A 22,637-nucleotide genomic window follows, 5' to 3' on the forward strand; every position below is an offset into this window, starting at 1 on the left:
CGGTCAGCCCTCGGCCAGCACGTCGTCGATCAGGCCCGCGAGCGTCGTCTCGGTCGCCAGGCCGACAATGCGCGCGGCCGGTCGACCCTCGGTGTCGAGCACGACCGTCGTCGGCATCGCGCGCAGCGGCACGAGGCCCTCGAGCGCGGCCACGGCGGTCGCGTCGCCGTCGTCCAGGCTCGGGAAGGTGATGCCGTAGGTCTGCTTGAACGCGTTCGCCGTCGCGGCGTCGTCCGTGCCGTTGACGCCGAGGAGCCGCACGCCGTCGCCCGCGTAGGTGTCCGCGATCGAGACGAGGTCGGGTGCCTCGGCGCGGCAGGGCGGGCAGGCGGCGTACCAGAAGTTGAGGACGACGACGTCGCCGCGCCAGTCCGCGAGGTCGATCGCGTTGCCGTCGAAGTCGACCCCGGCGATCTGCGGCGCGTCCGTCCGCTCGGCGGGCGACCAGGTCGTGAACGCGCCGGTGCCCTCCTGGTAGCCAGGGTCGACGACCGTCGGGTCGCCGCCGTCGTCACCGGGCGAGCACGCGACGAGCGCGAGTGCCGCCGCACCCGCGGCGAGGGCGGCGAGCGCGCGTCGGGCTGACGTGCGGGCGGTCGTGCGGGCCTCAGGCACCGGCCACCGCCGAGGCACCCGGCAGCAGCGCGGCCGCGGGCTCGCTGTAGCTGTGGGCCACCAGGGTCGCCCCCTCGAAGGTGAGGGACGTGACCGAGGCGAGGCTGCACTCGCGGGTGCGCGGGTCGTGCCAGAGCGGTCGACCCTGCAGCGCGCGGCGCACCGCCCAGATCGGCGACTGGTGCGAGACGAGCACGGCCTCGTGGCCCTGCGCCGCCCGGCGCGCGGTGGCGATCGCGGCGAACATCCGGTCCCGCTGCTGCGTGAAGGGCTCGCCCCACGACGGGCGCAGGGGGTTGTAGAGGTGGCGCAGCGAGTCCGGCGTGAGCAGGTTCCGCCAGCCGCCCCCGGCGACCGGCCGACCCTCGAGCGCGTTCTCCGCCTCGATGATCCGCGGGTCGATCACGACGTCCAGGCCGAGCGCGTCCGCGAGCGGCTGCGCCGTCTGGCGCGCGCGCTCGAGCGGCGAGGAGACGAGGTGCGTGACGTCGTCGCGACCGGCGACGAACGCCTGCGCGACCATCGCCGCCATCGCGTGCCCGCGCTCGGACAGGACGTAGCCCGGCAGGCGGCCGTAGAGGATCTTGTCCGGGTTCTCGACCTCGCCGTGCCGGAGCAGGTGGACCGTGGTGCGGGACATGCCCCTAGTCTCGCAAACCTTCCTGGGAGGGCTCCCCGTGCGCGTGTGAGTCGGGCAACACCTCGGGCGGCCGCTCGGGCACCCCCTCGGCCCGCAGCACGGTGCGCATCGCCTCCCCCAGGTGGGCGAGCTGCTCGCGATCGAGCACGTCCACCAGGCGCGCGCGCACGGACGCGACGTGGACCGGAGCGGCCGCCTCGAGCCGCGCGAAGCCCGCCTCCGTCATCACGGCGACCACCCCGCGGCGGTCCACGCCGTCGGGCTCGCGGCGCACGAGCCCCGAGCGCTCGAGCCGCGCGACGGCGTGCGTCACCCGGCTGCGAGAGTGCGCCACGCTCACGGCGAGCTCGGCCATCCGCACCCGGCGCTGCGGCGCCTCGCTCAACCGGACCAGCAGCTCGTACTCGGGCATCGACAGCCCCGTGCCGGCCTCGAGGTCTCGCGTGAGCCGCGAGAGCAGGTGCGTCATGCCGACGACGGCGGCGCGCCAGTCGCGTTGCTGGCCCGCGTCGAGCCAGCGCACGTCGACGGCGCACGGATCAGGCCGCGCCGTCGGTCGCGGGTACTCGTCAGCGGTGGTCATCGGCCCATCTTACTTGTAGGGACAAGCGATGCGTGGTAGTAGTTGAGTGTTCAACCACCCTCGAGCGATCGGACCACCATGAGCATCCCCGCCGCCATCTACGCCATCGACGCCTCGCACTCCGAGGTCGCCTTCTCCATCCGCCACGCCGGCATCGCCAAGGTCCGGGGTCGCTTCACCGAGTTCACGGGCGAGATCGTCGTCGCCGAGGACCTCGCCGCCTCGCGCGCCTCGGCCGTCATCGAGGCCAGCAGCGTCGACACCGGCAACGCCCAGCGCGACGGGCACCTGCAGTCCTCCGACTTCTTCTCGGTCGAGGCCCAGCCGCAGTGGTCCTTCACCTCCACCTCGATCACCGGCGCCCAGGACGAGTTCACGCTCGCCGGCGAGCTGACGATCAACGGCACGACGAAGCCGGTCGAGATCGACGTCGAGTACAACGGCACCAACGTCGACGCCTACGGCGTCACGCGCGTCGGCTTCTCCGGGACCACCGAGATCGCGCGCGAGGACTTCGGCATCACGTGGAACGCCCCGCTCGAGGCCGGCGGCTTCCTGCTCGGCGACAAGGTGAAGATCTTCCTCGAGATCTCGGCCACCAAGGCCTGAGCACCTGACGCACCGCGAGGGCGGGTGACGGCGACGCCGTCACCCGCCCTCGCCGCTTCCGGTCGCGCTCAGGCGCCGAGCGCCGCCGCGATCACACTCGCGTCGAGCCGCCAGTGACCCTGCGGCCGCCCGTCCACCAGGGCCACCGGCACGAGCTCGCCGAACTGCTCCTGCAACTCGGGCGAGGCGTCGACGTCGACACTCACCCACGCGTGCCCCGTCCGCTCCGTCACGGCGTCCAGCACCCGGTGCGCGTCCTGACACAGGTGGCAGCCGAGGCGCTCCACCAGGATCAGGCGCACGTCGCCTCCGCCGCCGCTGCCGTCGTCGTCCATGCCCTCACGGTAGGCGAGACGTGAAGGTCCGGTGACCGCCCGGTGAGCAGTCCTCCCCCCCCCTCGCCGCCACCCGGCGGCGCACCTCTCCCGGCGCGTAGGGTGGCCGCGATGGATGCCCTCGACGGCCTGCCCGCACTCGCCCCCGGTGGCACGCGCCCGGCGTGCGCGTTCTTCGACGTCGACAACACGATCGTGCGCGGCGCGAGCGGCTTCCACCTCGCCAAGGAGCTCTACCGTCGCCGCTTCTTCCGACGCCGCGACATCGCCTGGTTCGCGTGGCAGGCCGCCCAGTTCTTCCTGCGCGGCGAGAGTCGCGAACGCGTGGCGGCCATCCGCTCCCGCGCGCTCGGCGTCATCCGTGGCCGGACCGAGGCCGAGATCGTCGACGTCGGCGAGGAGGTCTACGAGCAGGTCCTCGACAGCCGCATCTTCCCGGGCGCGCGCGCCCTGATCCGCGCCCACCTGGATCTCGGGCACGAGGTCTGGCTGGTCACCGCCACTCCGCGGGAGATCGGCGACCTGATGGCGCGGCGCCTGGGGGCGACCGGCGCCGTCGCCACGGTCGCGCAGACGGTCGACGGCGTCTACACCGGCGAGCTCGTCGGCGACCTCATGCACGGCTCGCGCAAGGCCGAGGCCGTGCGCCAGCTGGCCGAGCGCGCCGGCGCGGACCTCGCCGACTGCGCCGCCTACGGCGACTCGGCCAACGACCTGGAGATGCTCGGGACCGTCGGGCACCCGTGCGCGATCAACCCCGACCCGCACCTGCGCCTGCACGCGCTCGAGTCCGACTGGCCCGTCCGCGACTTCCGGCGACGCCGCCCCGGCCTCGCCCAGGGAGCTGTCGTCGCGGGCGCCGGAGCCGGCCTCTGGGGCGCCGTGGTGCTGCTCCGGCGCCTCCTGCGGCACGCCTCGTCCGGCACGCCGTAGATCACGACGCGCATGAAGGAGGCGCACGACACACCGATGGCGCGCCTTCCAGCCTGGAATTATCTCAGGGAAGGGATACGCTCACCACCATGACCACCACGCTCGAGGACGCCACCACCCCGCTCGCGGCCATCGGCACCCTGATCCGCGGCGCCCGCCAGAACATGGGCCTGACGCAGGCTCAGCTCGCCGAACGCCTCAGCACCTCCCAGTCCGCCATCGCGCGGATCGAGCAGGGCAGCCAGAACCTGTCGGTCGACATGCTCGCGCGGATCAACGCCGCGCTCGACGCCGATCTCCTCCCGATCGCGAACGGCTCGCCGCGTCCGACCCACCTGCGGGTGACCGGCGGTCAGACCCTGTCCGGGACGATCACCGTCAACTCCTCGAAGAACGCCGCCGTCGCGCTCCTGTGCGCGTCGCTGCTCAACCGCGGCCGCACGGTGCTGCGCGGCGTGGCCCGCATCGTCGAGGTGGACCGCATCGTCGCGGTGCTGCAGTCCATCGGTGTCCAGGTCACCTGGTCCCCGGACGGTCACGACCTCGAGATCGTGCGCCCCGAGCAGCTCGACCTCACCACGATCGACGACGACGCCGCCAAGCGCACCCGCAGCATCATCATGTTCTTCGGCCCGCTGCTCGGCCAGGAGTCCAGCTTCGACCTGCCCTACGCGGGTGGCTGCAACCTCGGGACCCGCACGGTCGAGCCCCACATGATCGCCCTGCGCCCCTTCGGGCTCGACGTCGTGGCGAACCAGGGCGCGTACCACGCGACCGCCACGCCGGACACGGGCGAGCAGCTCGCCGTCGTGCTGACCGAGCGCGGCGACACCGTGACGGAGAACGCGATCATGGCCGCCGCCGGCCGCGACGGCGTCACCGTCATCCGCAACGCCTCGCCGAACTACATGGTCCAGGACCTGTGCTTCTACCTCGAGCTGCTCGGGGTGGAGATCGAGGGCATCGGCTCGACCACGCTGACGATCCGGGGAAGGCCCGGATCGACGCCGACGTCGAGTACGCCGTCTCGGAGGACCCGGTCGAGGCCATGAGCCTCCTGACCGCCGGCATCGTCACCGACTCCGAGATCACGGTGTCGCGCGTGCCGATCGAGTTCATGGAGATCGAGCTCGCGACGCTGAGCGAGATGGGCCTGCGCTACGCGCTCACGCCCGAGTACACGGCGCTCAACGGCCGCACGCGCCTCGTGGACGTCACGGTCTTCCCGAGCGAGCTGCGGGCCCCGATCGACAAGATCCACCCGATGCCGTTCCCGGGCCTGAACATCGACAACCTGCCGTTCTTCGCGGTCATCGCGGCGTGTGCGAGCGGGCAGACCACGATCCACGACTGGGTCTACGACAACCGCGCCATCCACCTCACGGACCTCACGCGCCTGGGCGCCGACGTGCGACTGCTGGACCCGCACCGCCTCGACGTCAGCGGCCCGACCCACTGGTCCGGCGCGGAGATCAGCTGCCCGCCGGCGCTGCGCCCCGCCGTCGTGATCCTGCTGGGGATGATGGCGGCCAAGGGCACGAGCGTGCTGCGCGGCGTCGACATCATCGCGCGCGGCTACGAGCAGCTCGCCGACCGCCTCATCGAGCTCGGCGCGCAGATCGAGACCTTCCGCGACTGACGCCGCGAGGATTGCGGACCCTCGCCGAGAGGATTGCCGCAATCCTCTCGGCGAGGGTCCGCAATCCTCTCGGCGAGGGTCCGCAAAGCTCTCGCGAAGGGGTCTGCAAAGCTCTCGCGAAGGGGTCTGCAGGGACGACGAAGGCCGCCACCCCGAGGGGTGGCGGCCTTCGCTGCGCTGCGGCTCACGCCGCGGCGGTCACTTCTTGTTGCGGCGCTGGTGACGCGTCTTGCGCAGCAGCTTGCGGTGCTTCTTCTTGGCCATCCGCTTGCGGCGCTTCTTGATGACGGAACCCATGGGGACCTCACAAATGTCGTCTGGAGTCCCGCGGCGAGCCGGCGTCCGGCACGGCCAGGACCACGATCGTCGCGCCACGGGCGCTGAATCCCGGACAGTCTAGCGCGTCGTGGCGCGATTCCCGGCCGCGCGCCCGTCACCGCCGGGCCGCACCCCGCGCCCTCAGTACGCGGGGTCGATCCCGTTGGGCGGGAACGCGGCGTTCCGCGTCGCCAGGATCGCGCGGTCGACGGCGTCGCCCGGGTCGAAGCCGTCGACGAACGGCACGAAGTGGCCGGGTTCCCCGGCTCGCCGTCGCCCCACGTCTCGGGCGCCGGGAGCCGCAGCCCCTCCTGGACGCGGCGGGTCCAGGACGTGGGGAGCGCGCCGTCGGGGGCGACGTCGCCGCCCGCGCTGATCGCGGTCAGACCGGCCCAGACCCGGGGCACCACCTCGACCACCGTGTAGCCACCGCCCCCGGTCGCGAGCCAGCGGTCGCCCGCGTGCTGCCGCGCGAGGTCGCGCATCAGCCGGGCCGCGGCGAGCTGGTGGTCCACGCTGACGCGCAGGTTCGTCAGCTGGTCGTTGCCGTGGGAGTCCGCCCCGTGCTGCGTCACCAGGACGTCGGGCGCGAACTCCGCCACGAGCGGCGGGACGACCGCTTCGACCGCGCGCAGCCAGGCCGGCCCGCGGGTCCGCGCGGGCAGCGGGAGGTTGACGGCGCTGCCGATCGCGTCCGGGCCGCCGACGTCGCTCGCGAACCCGGTCCCCGGGAACAGCGACGAGCCGGACTCGTGCACCGAGATCGTCAGGACGCGGGGGTCGTTCCAGAAGACGCGCTCGACGCCGTCGCCGTGGTGCGCGTCCAGGTCGACGTAGGCGACCCGCCGGGCGCCGTTGGCGAGCAGCCAGCGGATCGCGATCGCGACGTCGTTGTACACGCAGAAGCCCGACGCGCGATCGGGCATCGCGTGGTGCATCCCGCCCGCGATCGAGACGGCGTGCGGTACCGCGTGCGGCGCGGGAGGGGTCCACACGGCGCGCGCCGCGGTGAGCGTCGAGCCCACGATGCGCAGCGCCGAGTCGTGGATGTCGGGGAAGACCGGGTTCTCCTCGGTGCCCAGACCGAACGCCTCGGAGGCCTCACCGCGCGCGGCGGCGCGCACGGCCGCCACCAGCGCGGGCGTGTGCACGTCGGTGAGCACGTCGTCGTCGACGTCGGCCACGGCGAGCTCCACCACACCGGGCAGCTCCAGGCTCCGCACCAGGTCACGGGTCAGGGAGAGCCGCAGCGGCGCCATGGGGTGACCCGGGCCGAAGTCGTACCGGGTGAGGTCGTCGGACCAGACGAACGTCGTCGCGGACGTGCCCTCGGTGCCGTCTCGGCGCGTCATGCTGCCTCTCCGCCGTCGGTCGTGAACCGATCACCACGACCGATCGCCACGGGTGCAGCCTAGGCGCGCGAACCCCGTGCGGGGGCCACGAGCGCTCTCACGGGGTCGGGGTCACGCGACGAGCGCCACCACGAGCACCAGCGGCAGCGAGACCACGGAGGCGATGCTCGTGACCACCGTCATGGACTTGAGCGCCCCCGGGTGGTGAGGTTCAGCAGCGACTTGAACATCCAGAAGAAGTTGCTGTTCACGGTGAGGGCGAACATCGAGCCGGACGCGATCGCGAGCCCGATCGCGAGCGGGGCCACGTCGATCGAGCCGAGGACGGGCGCGATGATGCCGGCGGCGGCGATCGCCGCGACCGACACCGATCCGATCGCGAGGTGCAGCACGGCCGCGATCAACCACGCCAGCAGGATGCTGGTGACGACGGCGGCGCCCGCGCTGGCCTGGAACACACCCGCCAGCACCTCGCCCATGCCGCTCGCCTCGATGACTGCACCGAGCGACCCACCCACGCCCGTCACGAGCAGGATCTCGCCCGTGGTCCGGAAGCCGGAGGACAGCACCTCGGTCGCCCCCTCGCGGCCGGTGGCGGCGATCACGAGGACGTAGGCGCCGATCAGCCCGATGAACAGGGCGATGTTGGCGTCGCCGAGGAAGTCGATGAGGGCGTTCGAGAAGCCGAACAGGCCGGCGAAGGCCCCGAGCGCGATGAGCACGAGCGGCACGAGGATCGGCAGCAACGACACGGCGAGAGGGACGTCGACGTCGTCCTTGGCGTCCTCCTCCGACGGGCCGGTCCCCACGGTGCCCCGCCCCACGGCGCCGGGGGCGACCTCCCCGCGCTCGACGTACCAGCGGTTGTCCCCGGCGGCCGCGACCTCCGCCGTCGGGATCGGCTCGACCTCGTCGAGGGCCGGGTTCCAGTACCGCCCGCGGGCGAGGAGCCCGAAGAGGAAGGTGGTGACGAGCGCCGTCACCGGGCCGATGACGATGCCGTACAGCAGCCAGGTGCCGAGCGGCACGTCCAGCAGGCCGGCGATCGAGACGGCCGCAAGGCCGGGGATCACGAAGACGTAGCCGGCGAAGATGCCCGTGCCGATCGCACCGGCCAGGTGCGCGAGCCCACGGCCCCGGGCGTCGACGTGCGGGGCCGACGAGCGCGCGATCGGTGCGGCCAGCACCACCTGCACGTCGACGTAGATGGACGGGAAGATCGTCGCCATCGCGCCGGTGAGCGCGTACGGCAGCCGCCGCGCACCCACGAGCCCGAGCAGCACCCTGACCAGCTTGCGGAACGTCCCCAACGAGTGCAGCAACGCCCCGATGAGCACGCCGAAGCCGATCAGCAGGCCGACCTTCGCCATGATGTCGCCGAACCCGACCGTCACGGCCTCGACGGTGCCGCCCAGGCCGACGCCGGTGGCCAGCCCCAGGTACAGGCACGCCGTCACCAGCGAGATCACCGGATCGACCTTGAGGCCGATGATCAGCCCGATCACCAGCACGATCGCTATCCCCGTGTGCACGACCTCCATGTCGCCCACCCCTTTCGCTCGGGCTCCGGTCTACCACGTCGGGTGGCCCTGCGTGGCGCCGCGTCGGCCCCCGCGCGCCTAGTGTTGCCCCGGCAGCGCGTCCTGGCCTGCCACCGGAGCACGATCGGCTGGAGGGCGTGGGGTGGAGATCCCGGCACCGCTGAGCGCCGCGCGCGACGTCGTCGACCGCGTCGCCCGCCGCTCCCCCGCCCGGCTCGCCGTCACCGTCTTCGCCTCGGTGATCGCCGTCGTCACCCTCCTGCTCTGGCAGCCAGCCGCGACGACCTCGGGCGAGCGGCCCACCTTCGTGGACGCGCTCTTCACGGCCACCTCGGCCGTCTGCGTCACGGGTCTGACCACGGTCGACACCGCGACCTACTGGTCCGGGTACGGCCAGGTGGTCATCGCCGTCGCGATCAAGATCGGCGGGCTCGGCGTGATGACGCTGGCCTCGATCCTCGGGCTCGCCGTCTCACGGCGGATCGGCCTCACGCAGCGACTGCTGACGGCCAGCGAGACGAAGACGACCCGGCTGGGCGAGGTCGGTGGCCTGATCCGCGCCGTCATCGTCGCGTCGGTGACGCTGGAGGTCGCCCTCGCGCTGGTGCTCTTCCCCCGGTTCCTCACGCTGGGCGACGGCGTGGGCCGCTCGGCGTGGGAGGCGATCTTCCTCTCGATCTCGATCTTCAACAACGCCGGTTTCGTCATCATGCCGGAGGGCCTCGCGCCCTACGTGGGTGACTGGTGGATGTGCCTGCCGATCGTGGTGGGCACGTTCGTCGGCGCCATCGGCTTCCCCGTGATCCTCAACGTGTGGATCCACCGCCGCCAGCTGCGGCGCGTCGCGCTGCACACCAAGCTGACCCTGGCCACGAGCGGTGTGCTCGTCGTGGTGGGGACGGTCATGATCGGCGCGTTCGAGTGGTTCAACGAGCGCACGTTCGGCGCGCTGCCGGTGGCCGACCGCATCCTCGCCTCGCTCGTGGCCGGGATGACGCCGCGCTCGAGCGGGTTCTCCACGGTCGACGTCGGGGAGATGCGCGAGGCCACGTGGTTCCTCACCGACGCGCTGATGTTCGTCGGGGGCGGCAGCGCCTCGACGGCGGGCGGCATCAAGGTCACGACGCTCGCCGTCATGCTCCTCGCGATCGTCGCGGAGTCGCGCGGCGACCGCGACGTGGACGTGTTCCGACGGCGCATCGACCCCACGGTCCTGCGGCTGGCGGTCGCGGTGTCGTTCATCGGCGCGACCCTCGTCGGCGTCGCGACGCTGCTCCTGCTCACGATGACCGACCTGACCCTCGACGTCATCCTGTTCGAGGTGATCTCGGCGTTCGCCACGTGCGGGCTGTCCACCGGCATCACCGCCGATCTTCCCGACGGCGCGCAGCTCGTGCTCGTCGCCCTCATGTTCTTCGGCCGCACCGGCACCATGACGCTGGCCGCCGCCCTCGCCCTGCGCAGCCGGCGCCGGGTGGTCCGCCTCCCCGAGGAAAGGCCGATCATTGGTTGAGAACCGTGCTTGAGAGCTCCCGCAACGACGCGCGCGCCGCGCGCGAGCGCCGCGAGCGCCGACCCGAGGTGGACCGCACCGCCGTCCTCGTGATCGGGCTCGGCCGCTTCGGCGCCGCGCTCGCGACCACGCTCGACCAGCTCGACCGCCGCGTGCTCGGGGTCGAGCGCGATCCCGACCTCATCCGCACCTGGTCCGGGCGCATCCCGCTGGTGGAGGCCGATGCGACCAACCCGGAGGCGCTCGAGCAGCTCGGGGCGCGCGAGTTCCACACGGTGGTGGTCGGCGTCGGCACCCAGCTCGAGGCGAGCGTGCTGATCACGGGCAACCTCGTGGACCTCGGGGTCCCGCAGATCTGGGCGAAGGCCATCTCCGCCGAGCACGGCCGCATCCTCGAGCGCATCGGCGCGCACCACGTGGTCTACCCGGAGTACGACGCCGGGCAGCGCGTCGCGCACCTCGTCTCGGGCAAGATGCTCGACTACATCGAGATGGAGGACGGCTTCACGATCGTCAAGATGCGCCCGCCGCAGGAGCTGCACGGGTTCACGATCGGCCAGGCCCAGATCCGCAAGCGCCACGGCGTCACGGTGATCGGAGTCAAGGCGCCGGGCGTCCCGTTCCAGTACGCGGTGGACGACACGCGCATCGACGCCGAGGACCTCCTCATCGTCTCGGGCGAGAACGCGCTGCTGGAGCGGTTCGCGGCGCGGCCCTGACGCCCGCCGGCCCCGTCCGCCCTCCCCCGCGAGGTCGAGGTCGTCCCGGCGCGGTTTCCCCCACCCGGTGGAGGCGCCCGAGGGCGCCGGGTGGTGGAGTGGAGGCATGACGACGACCACGATGACGATGCGACACCGCGCTCCCGCCCTGATCGCCGGACTCGCCCTCGTGCTGGGCGCCTGCTCGACCGGGGGCGACGACACCGAGGGACCCGAGGAGACCGGGGCGCCGACCTCGGCCTCTGCGACGGAGGCGAGCGAGGACGCCACCGACGGCACGGCGGACGCCCCCGTCGTCGAGATCCCGGACACCCCGGTCGGCGAGCAGGTGACGTGGACCATCGCGTCGCTCGTCCCGGGCGCCGCGATCGACGCGGCCGACGCCGACGCCCGCCTGGCCCCCGCGGTGCGCGAGAGCACGGGCGGCGCCGCCCTCGTGCAGGCGTTCACCGGGTTCGCGACCACCGGCCCGTGGGAGCCGATCGGGTACGAGGGCGACGACGCCGCCGCCGTCGTGACGCTGCGGGACTCGGCGGGCGCGGTCCTCGAGCTCTCGATCTCGCTGGCCGAGGACGGCCTCATCGAGCAGCTGTTCTTCCAGGAGCCGTTCGAGTTCGAGGCCGCGGCCTCGTGGGACGAGCTGACGGACGACGTCGAGGCGCTGCCCGCCGAGACCACCCTGGTCGTCACCGACGTCACCGATCCGGCGAACCCGGAGGAGGTGTTCCGCGCCGGGGATGACGGCGCGTTCCCGATCGGCTCCGTGTTCAAGCTGTACGTGCTGGGCGCGGTGACCGACGCCGTCGCCGCCGGCACGCTGACGTGGGACACCCCGCTCACCCTGACCGAGGACGTCAAGAGCATGCCGAGCGGCGAGCTCCAGAACGAGCCGGCCGGCACGCAGGTGACCGTGCAGGAGGCCGCCGAGGCCATGATCGCGATCAGCGACAACACCGCGACCGACCTGCTGATCGAGACCGTCGGTCGCGAGGCCGTCGAGGCTCAGCTGGCCGTCATGGGTCAGTCCGACCCCGGTCTCAACACCCCGCTCCTGACGACGCGCGAGCTCTTCATCCTGGGCTGGGGCGACGACCAGGCGCCGCGCCAGGCGTGGGCCGACGGCGACGAGACCGAGCGCCGCGCCGTGCTGGAGGCCCTGCCCGCCGGCCCTCCCGGGATCGACCCGACCACGATCGCCGAGACCGTGTGGCAGGACGGGCTCGACTGGTTCGCGACCCCGGCCGACCTCGTGGCGGCCCAGCTCGCGCTCCAGGAGAAGGCCGACACCCCGGCGGGGGAGCCGCTCACCGCGATCCTCGGGGCCAGCCCGGGCATCGAGCCGGCCGTGGCCGAGACGTTCGACGAGGTTGCCTTCAAGGGCGGCAGCTCGATGGGTGTCGTGGCGCTGAGCCACTACTACTCCGGCCCCGACGGCGACCACGTGGTCACGGTCCAGGCGCGCAGCGACAGCCAGACCGACACCGCCGACGCGCGCATCTACTTCGGCGTGGCGCAGTCCGCGGCGATGCTGCTCGGCGAGGGCTGAGGCGCCCCGGCCCGGAGCGGGCCGCGGGTCAGACGGCGGGGGAGCGGGCAGGGGCGTCCACACCCCGCCGTCGGACCCGAGACCGCCCAGCCCGGCCAGCACGAGGGCGACGGCGAGGCCAGCCAGGAGCAGGAGCCACACCTGCCGCGTCGCGGCGGACGGCGCGAGGACCCGCCAGGTGCTGCGGGCGCCGATCCGGGTGGTCTCGGCCAGCGGCACCCACCACGCGGCCAGCAGTCCGGCCGCGAGCGCCAGCGGTGTGACGAGCACCGCGGCCCCGGCGGGCACCCCGCCCACGACGTCACCCGCGGCGAGCGTCGAGCCGATCCACCAGGCGCCGACGGCGACCACGCCGCCCACCCCGAGCGGGATGAGGGCCGTGACGACCCCCACGAGCAGCATCGGCAGGGTCCAGCCGGCGGCCGCCCAGCCGTCCGAGCGCCGCCGTCCGCGCGCGAGCCGCCTCGCCCGCGTCCGACGCTCGACGAGTCCGACCGCCGTCAGCAGCGTGAAGCCGACGACGACGCCGACCACCGCGATCCCCGGCCACCCGATCGCGAGGGCGACGACGAGCGCGCCGCTCGCTCCGACGAGCGCCCGGCGCGGCGGCGGTGGGAAGGCCCAGGCGGGCGGCGGGGGCGGGTCGGCCGGTCGCCCCGTGTCGTCCACGACGCCGGAGCTCGCCGGGGTCGATCCCGGCAGATAGGCCGTGGGCGGCGGGGTGTCTCCGGGCCGAGGAGCGCGGGGGCCGGGTGCGACGACGGCGGTGGCGCCGACGGCAGGCGAGCCGGTCGCCCCGGCCACCGGCCCGGGCGGCGCCGGCACGATGCGCGTGCGCTCCGCGGGGAACGGTGCGGGGGCGGGGGCCGGCGCCTCCTGCTCCAGGCCGAGGGCATCGTTCTCGAGGACGCGCAGCAGCGCCCGAGGGTCGGGTCGCTCGCGCGGGTCGGGCGCGAGCGCGGCGCGGAAGGCCGCCGCGACCGCGGGGGCGAGGTGGTCGACGTCGGGACGCGCCGTCGTCATGCGCCCCAGGACCGCCTCCATCGGACCGCGGCCGAACGGCGGTCGCCCGGTCGCGGCGAACAGCATCACGGCCGCCCACCCGAACCAGTCCCCCTCGTGGCCGAGGCGGCCGCCGGTCAGCGTGGCGGGGTCGAGGAACCCGGGGGTGCCGGTGACGAAGCCGGTGTGGGTCAGCCGGTCGTCGTCGACGAGCTGCGCGATGCCGAAGTCGATGAGCACCGGGCCGTCGTAGGTGACCATGACGTTGCCGGGCTTGAGGTCGCGGTGCAGGAGACCGGCCGCGTGCACCTGGCCGACGGCCTCGTGCAGGTCGCGCGCGAGCGGGTGCAGGTCGACCGGGTCGAACGCGCCCTCGGCCGCGACCGACTCCTCGAGGCTGAGCCCCTCCACGAGCTGGGTGGCGACGAACGCGAGGTCGTCCTCGACCTCGGCGTCCAGCACGCGCGCGACGCGGTTGCCGCGCACCCGGTGCAGGCTCGCGACCTCGCGCGCCAGGCGAGCGCGCGCGTCCGGGTCGGCGCTGATCGCGGGGTGCAGGAGCTTGAGCGCGACGGCGGTGCCCGCGGCGTCACGCGCCTCCCACACGGTGCCCATCCCACCGCTGCCGAGGCGCGTCACGAGGGTGTACCCACCCACCTCGTCACCGGCGCTCACCATGGGGACGAACGTATCCGACGGCGTGGGCTCGGGAGCGGACGTCCGGCGGCCGGTCGGGCGCGCGACCCTCACGGCGGACGCCCCAGCGCCTACGGTTGAGGGGTGAGCACCCCAGAGCGCGATCCCGAGCCCGCCGCCGACGCCGCTGCTGCCGACACCGACGCCGCGGCCGAGGAGACCCCGGTCGCCACGGCCGACGACACCACCGCGACCGCCCCCGCCGACCGCACCCAGGTCGTCCCGGAGGCCACCCCGCGCCGGCGGGCGAGTACGACCTCGTCGTCGTCGCGAACCGTCTCCCCGTGGACGCCACGGTGACCGGCAACGGCGTGGAGACCAACCGCTCCCCCGGCGGTCTCGTGACGGCGCTCGCGCCGATCATGCGCGAGGCCGACGGCGCCTGGGTGGGCTGGGCCGGCACGCCCGACCTCGACCTGGACCCGTTCGACGACGACGAGATCCATCTCGTGCCCGTCCCGCTCTCCGACGCCGAGGTGCAGTCCTACTACGAGGGCTTCTCGAACGGGACGCTGTGGCCGCTGCTGCACGACGCCGTCGTCGACCCCGAGTTCCACCGCACCTGGTGGAACTCCTACGTCACCGTGAACCGGCGCTTCGCCACCGCGGCGGCGCGGGCCGCCGCCCCGAACGCGACCGTGTGGGTGCAGGACTACCAGCTCATGCTGGTGCCGAGCCTGCTGCGGGCGCTGCGCCCGGACCTGCGGATCGGCTTCTTCCTGCACATCCCCTTCCCGCCGCCGGAGATCTTCGCGCAGCTGCCGTGGCGCAAGCAGGTCGTGGAGGGGCTGCTGGGCGCCGACCTCGTGGGCACCCAGCGCACCAGCGACGCGGCCAACATCCTGCGCAGCGTCCGGCGCCACACCGACCTCACCACGCGCGGGTCGGTCGTCACGATCGGCAGCCGCTGGACGCGGCCCGAGCGCCACGTGCGCATCGCGGCGTTCCCCATCTCGATCGACTCCGGCTCCATCAGCGAGCTCGCGCAGACCCCGGAGGTCGTCGAGCGCGCCGCCCAGATCCGTCGCGACCTCGGCGACCCGGCCGTGATGCTGCTGGGCGTCGACCGCCTCGACTACACCAAGGGCATCCGTCACCGCCTCAAGGCGTTCGGGGAGCTGCTCCAGGACGGCAGCGTCAGCGTCCCGGACGTGACGCTCGTGCAGGTGGCGAGCCCGTCGCGCGAGCAGGTCGAGGAGTACAAGGTCCTGCGTGACGACGTCGAGGTCACCGTCAGCCGCATCAACGGCGACCACGGCGCCCTCGGCCGCGCCGCCATCCACTACATGCACCACTCCTACCCGCTGGAGGAGATGGTCGCGATGTACCGCGCGGCCGACGTCATGCTCGTCACCGCGCTGCGCGACGGCATGAACCTCGTGGCCAAGGAGTACGTGGCCGCCCGCACCGACCTCGACGGCGTGCTCGTGCTCAGCGAGTTCGCCGGCGCGGCCGACGAGCTCGGACAGGCGCTCATCGTCAACCCGCACGACATCGACGGGATGAAGCGCGCGATCCTCGAGGCGATCTCGCTCGAGCCCCGCGAGAAGCGGCGCCGGATGCGGGCGCTGCGGCGCCGCGTCCTGGACTCGGACGTGCAGCACTGGGCCGCGTCCTTCCTCGGTACGCTCCGGGCCATGCCCGTGCGCGAGTCCCATGTCTAGTCCCGTGACCTCCCTCGACCCGACCCTGACGGGCGCGGACGACCTGGCCGTGGCCGTCGCCCGGACCGCCTCCCCCGCCCACCTCGCCGTCGCCCTCGACTTCGACGGCGTGCTCGCCCCCTGGGGGACGACCCGATGGGCGTCACCATGACGCCGGGGGCCGCCGAGGTGCTGGCGGCTATCGCCGCCCACCCGGCCACGACGCTGGCGCTGGTCTCCGGGCGCCGCCTGGTCGACCTGGTCGAGCTCGCGCAGCCGCCGGTCGGGACGCTGCTGGCCGCCTCGCACGGCGTCGAGCACGGCGTCGTGGAGCCTGGCGGTCCGAGCGTGGAGCCGCTCGAGCCGACCGCCGACGAGCGCGCGCTGATCACCCGGCTCGACGACAGCCTCGGTGAGATCGCCTCGGCCGCCGAGGGCGCGTGGGTGGAGAGCAAGACGTTCGGCCGCGTGCTGCACACCCGGCAGGCGGACCCCGACGCCGGAGCGGCCGCCACCGAGCGCGCCGTCGCCGGTCCCGCCACCTGGCCGGGCGTCCACGCGATCGTGGGCAAGTCGGTCGTCGAGCTCGCGGTGCGCGACGTGACGAAGGCCGACGGCGTCGCCTGGGTGCGCGAGCGCGCGGCGGCGGACGCCGGGGTCGCACCCGCCGCCGTCGCCGTCCTGTTCGCGGGCGACGACACGACCGACGAGCACGCCCTGGCCTCGCTGCGCGAGGGCGACCTGGGCGTCAAGGTGGGCGACGGCGAGACCGCGGCGAGCGTCCGCGTGGCGGACGAGCCCGCCGTCGTCGCCCTCCTGCGCGAGGTGCTCGCCGCCCGCGGCTGACACCCACGACGGTCCGCGCCCACCCGGTGAGGCTCGTCACACGCCCTCGCGAGCCCTGTGGCATGATGACTCCGCCTCGTGCTGCGAGCGGCCCCGCCGCCCTCGGACCCGGCGTGTCAGCGCAGACGCCGCTGTCACTCTTCACAACGGATCGTCCGGCACGTACCTGCCGGTGAAGGGAACGCGAATCACCCATGGCTACCGTCACCTACGACAACGCCACGCGCATCTACCCGGGCTCCACCCGCCCGTCGGTGGACAGCCTGAACCTCGAGGTCGCCGACGGCGAGTTCCTCGTCCTGGTCGGCCCGTCCGGCTGCGGCAAGTCGACCTCCCTGCGCATGCTCGCCGGCCTGGAGGACGTCAACTCCGGTCGCATCCTCATCGGGGACCGCGACGTCACGGACGTTCAGCCCAAGGACCGCGACATCGCGATGGTGTTCCAGAACTACGCGCTGTACCCGCACATGTCGGTCGCCGACAACATGGGCTTCGCGCTCAAGATCGCCGGCACCCCCAAGCCGGAGATCCGCACCCGGGTCGAGGAGGCCGCCAAGATCCTCGACCTCGAGCAGTACCTCGACCGCAAGCCGAAGGCCCTCTCGGGTGGTCAGCGCCAGCGCGTCGCGATGGGTCGCGCCATCGTCCGTCAGCCCCAGGTGTTCCTCATGGACGAGCCGCTGTCGAACCTCGACGCCAAGCTCCGCGTGCAGACGCGCACCCAGATCGCCTCGCTGCAGCGTCGCCTCGGCGTCACCACGGTCTACGTCACGCACGACCAGACCGAGGCCCTGACGATGGGTGACCGCATCGCGGTCCTCAAGGACGGTCTGCTCCAGCAGGTCGGCACCCCGCGCGAGATGTACGACACGCCCGCCAACATCTTCGTGGCCGGCTTCATCGGCTCGCCCGCGATGAACATCGGCGAGTTCCACATCGAGAACGGCGCCGCGAAGCTCGGCCCGGCCAGCATCCCGCTTGCCCGCGAGACCCTCGCCGGTGTCACCGACGCCGACGGCGGCAAGATCAACCTGGGCTTCCGCCCCGAGGCGCTCGACGTCGTCGACGAGGGTTCGGCGGGTGCGTTCCCGGTCGAGGTCAACCTCGTCGAGGAGCTCGGCTCGGACGCGTTCGTGTACGGCCAGCTCGCCGGTGGCGGCGAGGCGGCGGAGAACATCTCCTCGGGCGCCGGCCAGGCCCAGATCATCGTGCGCATCGACCCGCGCCGCGTGCCCGACAAGGGTTCGCGCCTGTGGGTGAAGATCCGCCAGGGCGAGCAGCACCACTTCGCCGCCGGCTCCGGCCAGCGTCTGCCGGGCTGATCCGGCCCGAGCTGCACGCAGCACGCAACCACGTCCGCGAGGGCGGTCCCGGTCACGGGGCCGCCCTCGCGGCGTACCGGGGTGGTGCCGGAGGCGGTGCCGGGTGCGGGAGAATGGGAGACATGGCACAGGCAGGTGAGGCGATCATCGTCGCGAGCGCGCTCCACACCGGCTACGACGGGCAGGAGGTGCTGCACGGCGTCGACCTGACGATCGGTGCGCGGGAGCCCGCCGTCGGGATCGTGGGCCCGTCCGGGGCCGGGAAGTCCACGCTCGTGCGCGCCCTCGTCGGGCTGCGCCCGCCCTACGCCGGTACCGCGACCTACCGGGGGCGGACGGTCTCGAAGCTGCGCCGCGGCGACAAGAAGGAGTTCGCCGGCGCCGTCCGACGGGTCTCGCAGGACGGCGTGCCGACGTCGGACCCCCGCCTGACCGTGGAGAAGTACCTCACCGCCGCGCTGAAGGAGGCCCGCCGGGCGGGTCGCACCCACGCGAGCACCCCCGAGGGGCTGCTCGAGTTCGTGGCCCTGGAGCAGCACTTCCTCCCGCGCACGGTGCGCACGATGTCCGGGGGCGAGCGTCAGCGCCTCGCGCTGGCCCACGCCCTGGCGACGCGGCCCGACGTCCTCATCCTCGACGAGCCGCTGACGGCCATCGACCCCGGCCTGCGCTCGGAGATCCTGCGGCGGCTCAAGACCCTCACCACCGACCTGGGCATCAGCGTGCTGCTCGTCTCGCACGACCTCGAGTCCGTCGAGCGCCTGTGCTCGCGGGTGCACGTGCTGGCCGACGGCGTCATCGTGGCCACGGGCCCGCTCTCGCAGCTCCTGGCGGCGCCCGACCACCCCGTCGTCGCCGACCTCGCCGCCGCCGCCCCGCTCACCGCCCAGCGCCTGCGCTGACGCGCCGCGACCGCCGAGACCCCACCACCGCCCGAAGGACCTCGCCGTGAGCAACCGCCTCCAGATCACCGCGGCCGCCCCCGACCCCGCGCTCCTCACGCTCCCCTGGCACATCCCGCTGGAGGAGTGGCCCGACGAGGTGCTGGCCGCACTCCCGCGAGGCATCTCGCGCCACGTGGTGCGCTTCGTGCGGCTGTCCGGCCGGGTCATCGCGGTGAAGGAGATCGGCGAGTCCGTCGCGCACCGCGAGTACGAGCTGCTGCGCCAGCTCTCCCGCATCGACGTGCCCTCGGTGGAGCCGGTCGGCGTGATCACGGGGCGCCGCAGCCGCGACGGCGAGGAGCTCAACTCGGTGCTCATCACCGAGCACCTGCAGTTCTCCCTCCCCTACCGCGCGCTCTTCAGCCAGTACCTGCGGCCCGACACCGCGACGCGTCTGATCGACGCGCTCGCCGTGCTCCTCGTGCGCCTGCACCTCAACGGCTTCTACTGGGGCGACGTCTCGCTCTCGAACACGCTGTTCCGCCGGGACGCGGGCGCCTTCGCGGCCTACCTGGTGGACGCCGAGACCGGCGACCTGCACCAGCACCTCTCCGACGGCCAGCGCGCCTACGACCTCGAGATCGCGCGCGTCAACGTCATCGGCGAGCTCATGGACCTCGAGGCGGGCGAGATCCTCGACTCCACGGTCGACACCCTCACGGTCGGTGAGATGCTCGTCGTGCGCTACGAGGAGCTGTGGCAGGAGCTGACGGTCTCGGAGTGGTTCGAGCCGGGCGAGATGTGGCGCGTGCAGTCCCGCATCTCGCGACTCAACCACCTCGGGTTCGACGTCGGCGAGCTCGACATGTCCACCGACGTCGACGGCACGAGGATCCGCATCCAGCCGAAGGTCGTCGACGCCGGCCACCACCACCGCCGGCTGATGCGCCTCACGGGGCTCGACGTGCAGGAGAACCAGGCGCGCCGCCTGCTCAACGACATGGACGCCTACCGGGCCGCCACCGAGCGGCAGGGCGAGGAGGAGGAGTTCGTCGCGCACGACTGGCTGCGCACGATCTTCGAGCCCGCCATCCGGGCCGTGCCGCGGGAGCTGCGCGGCAAGCTGGAGCCCGCGGAGATCTTCCACGAGCTGCTCGAGCACCGCTGGTACCGCTCGCAGGAGGCGGAGCAGGACCTGCCGCTGATCGACGTCGTCCCGGACTACGTCGACCACGTGCTGCGCCACCGCCCCGACGAGAAGGCCGTCCTCGGCCTGGACACCGCGACGCTGCGCGCGATCAGCGACGACGTCGAGGACGAGCCCGCCGACGTCGACGCCGGCAACCCGCTCCTCGGCTGACCCGCGAGGTACTTCTGGGAACCCGCGAGGTACTTCTGGGGCCTTCGCGAGGCACTTCTGGAGCGCCGGGAAGCCTTCGCGGACGTGCGTCAGGAGCGGGCGCGCGCGACCTCGTAGAGCGCCAGGGACGCCGCCACGGAGGCGTTGAGGCTCTCGACCGCCGAGGCGATCGGGATCGCCGCCACGACGTCGCACGTCTCGCGCACCAGGCGTGACAGCCCCTTGCCCTCGGCCCCGGCCACGAGCACCACCGGGCCGTCGGCGACGTCGAGGTCGCCCACGAGCGAACCGCCGTCGCCCGCGAGCCCGACCACGAAGAACCCGGCCTGCTGGAAGTCTCGCAGCGTGCGCACGAGGTTGGTGGCGCGCGCGACCGGCACGCGCGCTGCCGCACCGGCCGACGTCTTCCACGCCGCGGCGTTCACGCCGGCCGAACGGCGCTCGGGCACGACCACACCGTGCGCTCCGAACGCCCCCGCCGAGCGGATGATCGCCCCGAGGTTGCGCGTGTCCGTCACGCCGTCGAGCGCGACGACGAGCCCCGGCCGCCCCGAGTCCGCCGCCGCCTCGATCAGGTCGGCCGGATCGGCGTAGGTGTACTCGCCCACCGTGAGGAGCACGCCCTGGTGGATGCCCCGGTCGGCGAGCGTGTCGAGCTCGACCTTCGTGGTCTCGATCAGCGGCACACCCTGGTTCAGCGCGAGCCGCAGGATCTCGCGGACACGGTCGTCCGCCTCGACGTTGGAGGCCACGTACAGCGTCTTGGCGGGCACGTGCGCGCGCAGCGCCTCGACCACCGAGTTGCGGCCGTAGACCGTCTCGTCGCCGACGGCGCGCGCCGACGAGCGCCCCCGGCCCGCCGTGCGCGTCGCCGCGGCCGGGCGCTTGGCGTCGCGGCGGGCGGCCGCGGCGGCCCGCTTGGCCGCCGGGTGGTAGGGGCGGTCGGTCGCCTTCGGCGTCGGACCACGCCCCTCCAGCCCCTGGCGGCGGTTACCGCCGGACCCGACGGTGGCGCCCTTCTTGCTGCCGGCCTTGCGCACCGCGCCCCGCCGCTGGGAGTTACCTGCCATCGTCACTGTCCCTTGATCGTCCAGCGGGCGCCGCCCGCCGCATCCTCGACGGCGACCCCGGCCGCCGTCAGGACGTCGCGCAGCTCGTCCGCGCGCGCCCAGTCCTTCGCCTCCCGTGCCGCCCTGCGCTGCGCGAGCACGCTCGCGACGAGCGAGGCGAGGGCGTCCTGCACGGCACCCGACCCGTCACCCGAGCGCCACCGGGGCGCCAGCGGGTCCAGACCGAGGACGTCAAGCATCCCACGGACCGCCAGCGCGGCGCTCCGGGCCGCGTCCGCGTCCCCGGCCGCCAGTGCCGCGTTGCCGCGCCGGACGTGATCGTGCACGACGGCGAGGGCCGCGGCCACGTTCACGTCGTCGTCCATCGCCGCGGCGAAGGCGGGTGGGAGGTCGACCGCGGCGACCGCGTCGCCGTCGTCCTCCCCGTGCGCCTCGGCGGCCCGGGTGACGAACCCGGCGAGCCGCTCCCACGTCGTGGCGGCCTCGGTGAGCGTCGCGTCGGAGAACTCCACGGTCGAGCGGTAGTGCACGACGGCGAGCGCGAACCGCAGCACCGCCGGATCGGTCCGCTCGAGGACCGCGGCGACGGAGAGGTAGTTCCCGAGCGACTTGCTCATCTTCTCCCCGCCCGAGGTCACCCAGGCGTTGTGCAGCCAGTACCGGGCGAACCCGAAACCGGCGGCACGGCTCTGCGCCTGCTCGTTCTCGTGGTGGGGGAAGCGCAGGTCGATGCCGCCGCCGTGGATGTCGAAGGTCTCGCCGAGGTAGCGCCGCGCCATCGCGGAGCACTCCAGGTGCCAGCCGGGCCGGCCCCGCCCGTAGGGCGTGTCCCACGACGCCGTGGCCGCCTCGCCGTCGCGCGGCGCCTTCCACAGCGCGAAGTCGTGCGGGTGCCGCTTGTCCTCGGGGCCGCTCTCGGCGCCGGCGTCCACCGACAGGTTCTCCAGCAGCTGGCGCGTCAGCGAGCCGTAGGACGGCAGCGAGCGCACGTCGAACCAGACGTTGCCGGACGCACCGGTGTACGCGTGCCCGCTCTCGACGAGCAGCCGCATGAGCTCGACCATGTCCGGCACGTGGCCGGTGGCGCGCGGCTCGTAGGTCGGGGGCGCGATCCCGATCGCGTCGTAGGCGGCGGTGAAGAGCCCCTCGTGCCGGTAGGCCCAGGCCCACCACGGCACGCCGGCCTCGCGCGCCTTGTCGAGGATCTTGTCGTCGATGTCGGTCACGTTGCGCACGAGCGTGACCTCGAGGCCGCTGCGGCGCAGCCACCGCACGAGCACGTCGAAGGCGACGGCGGAGCGCAGGTGCCCGACGTGCGGCTCGCCCTGCACGGTGGCACCGCACACGTACATCCCGACCCGGCCGGGGACGAGGGGCGTGAACTCGCGCACGGAGCGCGTGGCGGAGTCGTACAGGTGCAGGGTCACCGCGACAGCCTATCGACGCACGAGGCCCGCACCGCCGGAGCGGG

21 protein-coding genes and 3 pseudogenes are annotated in these 22,637 nt (G+C 73.3%); 14 read left to right on the forward strand and 10 right to left on the reverse strand.

From position 1 onward, the window contains the following. Window positions 1-3: 3 nt before the first annotated feature. From QQK22_RS11670 to QQK22_RS11680, 3 genes are read right to left on the reverse strand one after another with little or no spacing between them, the layout of a single operon-like run. Entirely contained in the window at window positions 4-615 is a 612-nt protein-coding gene (locus tag QQK22_RS11670; protein WP_284251105.1) for a TlpA family protein disulfide reductase, read from the reverse strand. Further along, window positions 608-1,255 (reverse strand): histidine phosphatase family protein, encoded by a 648-nt coding sequence (locus QQK22_RS11675; protein ID WP_284251107.1) that lies wholly within the window; start codon window positions 1,253-1,255, stop codon window positions 608-610. The genes QQK22_RS11670 and QQK22_RS11675 overlap by 8 nt, the downstream gene beginning before the upstream one ends. 4 nt (window positions 1,256-1,259) lie before the next feature. Continuing rightward, window positions 1,260-1,838 carry a MarR family winged helix-turn-helix transcriptional regulator gene (locus QQK22_RS11680; protein WP_284251109.1) on the reverse strand — a complete coding sequence of 193 codons (579 nt, stop codon included), beginning with the start codon at window positions 1,836-1,838 and terminating at the stop codon, window positions 1,260-1,262. A gap of 78 nt (window positions 1,839-1,916) precedes the next feature. On the opposite strand from QQK22_RS11680, the gene QQK22_RS11685 reads away from it, so the two are divergent. After that, the gene (locus QQK22_RS11685) at window positions 1,917-2,447 is read left to right on the forward strand and encodes a YceI family protein (RefSeq protein ID WP_284251110.1); all 531 of its coding nucleotides are present in this window, start codon (window positions 1,917-1,919) and stop codon (window positions 2,445-2,447) included. Window positions 2,448-2,515: 68 nt separating this feature from the next. Here the strand turns inward: QQK22_RS11685 and QQK22_RS11690 are convergent, their stop codons facing one another. After that, window positions 2,516-2,782: a glutaredoxin family protein gene (locus tag QQK22_RS11690; protein ID WP_284251111.1), complete on the reverse strand. Its 267-nt coding sequence runs from the start codon at window positions 2,780-2,782 to the stop codon at window positions 2,516-2,518. A gap of 111 nt (window positions 2,783-2,893) precedes the next feature. Here QQK22_RS11690 and QQK22_RS11695 point away from each other — a divergent pair, with 111 nt between their 5' ends. Next, the gene (locus QQK22_RS11695) at window positions 2,894-3,715 is read left to right on the forward strand and encodes an HAD family hydrolase (protein ID WP_284251112.1); all 822 of its coding nucleotides are present in this window, start codon (window positions 2,894-2,896) and stop codon (window positions 3,713-3,715) included. Window positions 3,716-3,804: 89 nt separating this feature from the next. Continuing rightward, window positions 3,805-5,354 (forward strand): annotated as a pseudogene (locus QQK22_RS11700) (UDP-N-acetylglucosamine 1-carboxyvinyltransferase). A gap of 198 nt (window positions 5,355-5,552) precedes the next feature. Here QQK22_RS11700 and QQK22_RS11705 read toward each other — a convergent pair. The 3 genes and pseudogenes from QQK22_RS11705 to QQK22_RS11715 all read right to left on the reverse strand — a co-directional run bounded on the left by QQK22_RS11705 (window position 5,553) and on the right by QQK22_RS11715 (window position 8,565). After that, complete coding sequence (locus tag QQK22_RS11705; protein WP_003792170.1) at window positions 5,553-5,651, reverse strand: 30S ribosomal protein bS22; 99 nt, start codon at window positions 5,649-5,651, stop codon at window positions 5,553-5,555. 458 nt (window positions 5,652-6,109) lie between these two features. Then, window positions 6,110-7,024: pseudogene (locus tag QQK22_RS11710) on the reverse strand (acetoin utilization protein AcuC); the annotation flags it as partial. 179 nt (window positions 7,025-7,203) lie between these two features. Then, window positions 7,204-8,565 carry a GntP family permease gene (locus tag QQK22_RS11715; protein ID WP_284251113.1) on the reverse strand — a complete coding sequence of 454 codons (1,362 nt, stop codon included), beginning with the start codon at window positions 8,563-8,565 and terminating at the stop codon, window positions 7,204-7,206. 142 nt (window positions 8,566-8,707) lie between these two features. Here QQK22_RS11715 and QQK22_RS11720 point away from each other — a divergent pair, with 142 nt between their 5' ends. The 4 genes from QQK22_RS11720 (at window position 8,708) to QQK22_RS11735 (ending at window position 13,049) form a co-directional block, all read left to right on the forward strand. Further along, entirely contained in the window at window positions 8,708-10,078 is a 1,371-nt protein-coding gene (locus QQK22_RS11720) for a TrkH family potassium uptake protein (protein ID WP_284251114.1), read from the forward strand. A gap of 68 nt (window positions 10,079-10,146) precedes the next feature. Next, window positions 10,147-10,797: a potassium channel family protein gene (locus QQK22_RS11725; protein ID WP_284252716.1), complete on the forward strand. Its 651-nt coding sequence runs from the start codon at window positions 10,147-10,149 to the stop codon at window positions 10,795-10,797. A gap of 106 nt (window positions 10,798-10,903) precedes the next feature. Continuing rightward, a complete protein-coding gene (locus tag QQK22_RS11730; RefSeq protein ID WP_284251115.1) occupies window positions 10,904-12,343 on the forward strand; it encodes a serine hydrolase in 1,440 nt (479 codons plus the stop codon). 178 nt (window positions 12,344-12,521) lie between these two features. Next, on the forward strand, window positions 12,522-13,049 hold the full coding sequence (locus QQK22_RS11735; protein ID WP_284251116.1) for a hypothetical protein: 528 nt from the start codon (window positions 12,522-12,524) through the stop codon (window positions 13,047-13,049). A gap of 263 nt (window positions 13,050-13,312) precedes the next feature. Here the strand turns inward: QQK22_RS11735 and QQK22_RS19335 are convergent. Next, a pseudogene (locus QQK22_RS19335) lies at window positions 13,313-14,023 on the reverse strand (serine/threonine-protein kinase); the annotation flags it as partial. A gap of 102 nt (window positions 14,024-14,125) precedes the next feature. Between QQK22_RS19335 and QQK22_RS11745 the strand changes: the two are divergent. The 7 genes from QQK22_RS11745 to QQK22_RS11775 all read left to right on the forward strand — a co-directional run bounded on the left by QQK22_RS11745 (window position 14,126) and on the right by QQK22_RS11775 (window position 20,096). Then, a complete protein-coding gene (locus QQK22_RS11745) occupies window positions 14,126-14,341 on the forward strand; it encodes a hypothetical protein (protein ID WP_284251118.1) in 216 nt (71 codons plus the stop codon). Then, window positions 14,326-15,705, forward strand: a complete 1,380-nt coding sequence (locus QQK22_RS11750) for an alpha,alpha-trehalose-phosphate synthase (UDP-forming) (RefSeq protein ID WP_284251119.1) — start codon at window positions 14,326-14,328, stop codon at window positions 15,703-15,705. The genes QQK22_RS11745 and QQK22_RS11750 overlap by 16 nt, the downstream gene beginning before the upstream one ends. A gap of 4 nt (window positions 15,706-15,709) precedes the next feature. Further along, window positions 15,710-15,856, forward strand: a complete 147-nt coding sequence (locus QQK22_RS11755) for a hypothetical protein (RefSeq protein WP_284251121.1) — start codon at window positions 15,710-15,712, stop codon at window positions 15,854-15,856. Continuing rightward, on the forward strand, window positions 15,841-16,530 hold the full coding sequence (gene otsB, locus QQK22_RS11760; RefSeq protein WP_284251122.1) for a trehalose-phosphatase: 690 nt from the start codon (window positions 15,841-15,843) through the stop codon (window positions 16,528-16,530). The genes QQK22_RS11755 and otsB overlap by 16 nt, the downstream gene beginning before the upstream one ends. A gap of 194 nt (window positions 16,531-16,724) precedes the next feature. Next, window positions 16,725-17,852, forward strand: a complete 1,128-nt coding sequence (locus tag QQK22_RS11765; protein WP_284251124.1) for an ABC transporter ATP-binding protein — start codon at window positions 16,725-16,727, stop codon at window positions 17,850-17,852. Window positions 17,853-17,974: 122 nt separating this feature from the next. Continuing rightward, window positions 17,975-18,754 carry an ABC transporter ATP-binding protein gene (locus tag QQK22_RS11770; protein ID WP_284251125.1) on the forward strand — a complete coding sequence of 260 codons (780 nt, stop codon included), beginning with the start codon at window positions 17,975-17,977 and terminating at the stop codon, window positions 18,752-18,754. A 46-nt stretch (window positions 18,755-18,800) separates the two neighbouring features. Beyond that, entirely contained in the window at window positions 18,801-20,096 is a 1,296-nt protein-coding gene (locus QQK22_RS11775) for a DUF4032 domain-containing protein (protein WP_284251126.1), read from the forward strand. Between the two features lie 89 nt (window positions 20,097-20,185). Here QQK22_RS11775 and rlmB read toward each other — a convergent pair whose 3' ends face one another. Together rlmB and cysS are read right to left on the reverse strand one after the other, a co-directional pair. Further along, window positions 20,186-21,166 carry a 23S rRNA (guanosine(2251)-2'-O)-methyltransferase RlmB gene (gene rlmB, locus QQK22_RS11780; RefSeq protein ID WP_284251127.1) on the reverse strand — a complete coding sequence of 327 codons (981 nt, stop codon included), beginning with the start codon at window positions 21,164-21,166 and terminating at the stop codon, window positions 20,186-20,188. A gap of 2 nt (window positions 21,167-21,168) precedes the next feature. Further along, window positions 21,169-22,593, reverse strand: a complete 1,425-nt coding sequence (gene cysS, locus QQK22_RS11785; protein ID WP_284251128.1) for a cysteine--tRNA ligase — start codon at window positions 22,591-22,593, stop codon at window positions 21,169-21,171. Window positions 22,594-22,637 lie beyond the last annotated feature (44 nt).

Source organism: Litorihabitans aurantiacus (assembly GCF_030161595.1).
GTDB lineage: Bacteria > Actinomycetota > Actinomycetes > Actinomycetales > Beutenbergiaceae > Litorihabitans > Litorihabitans aurantiacus.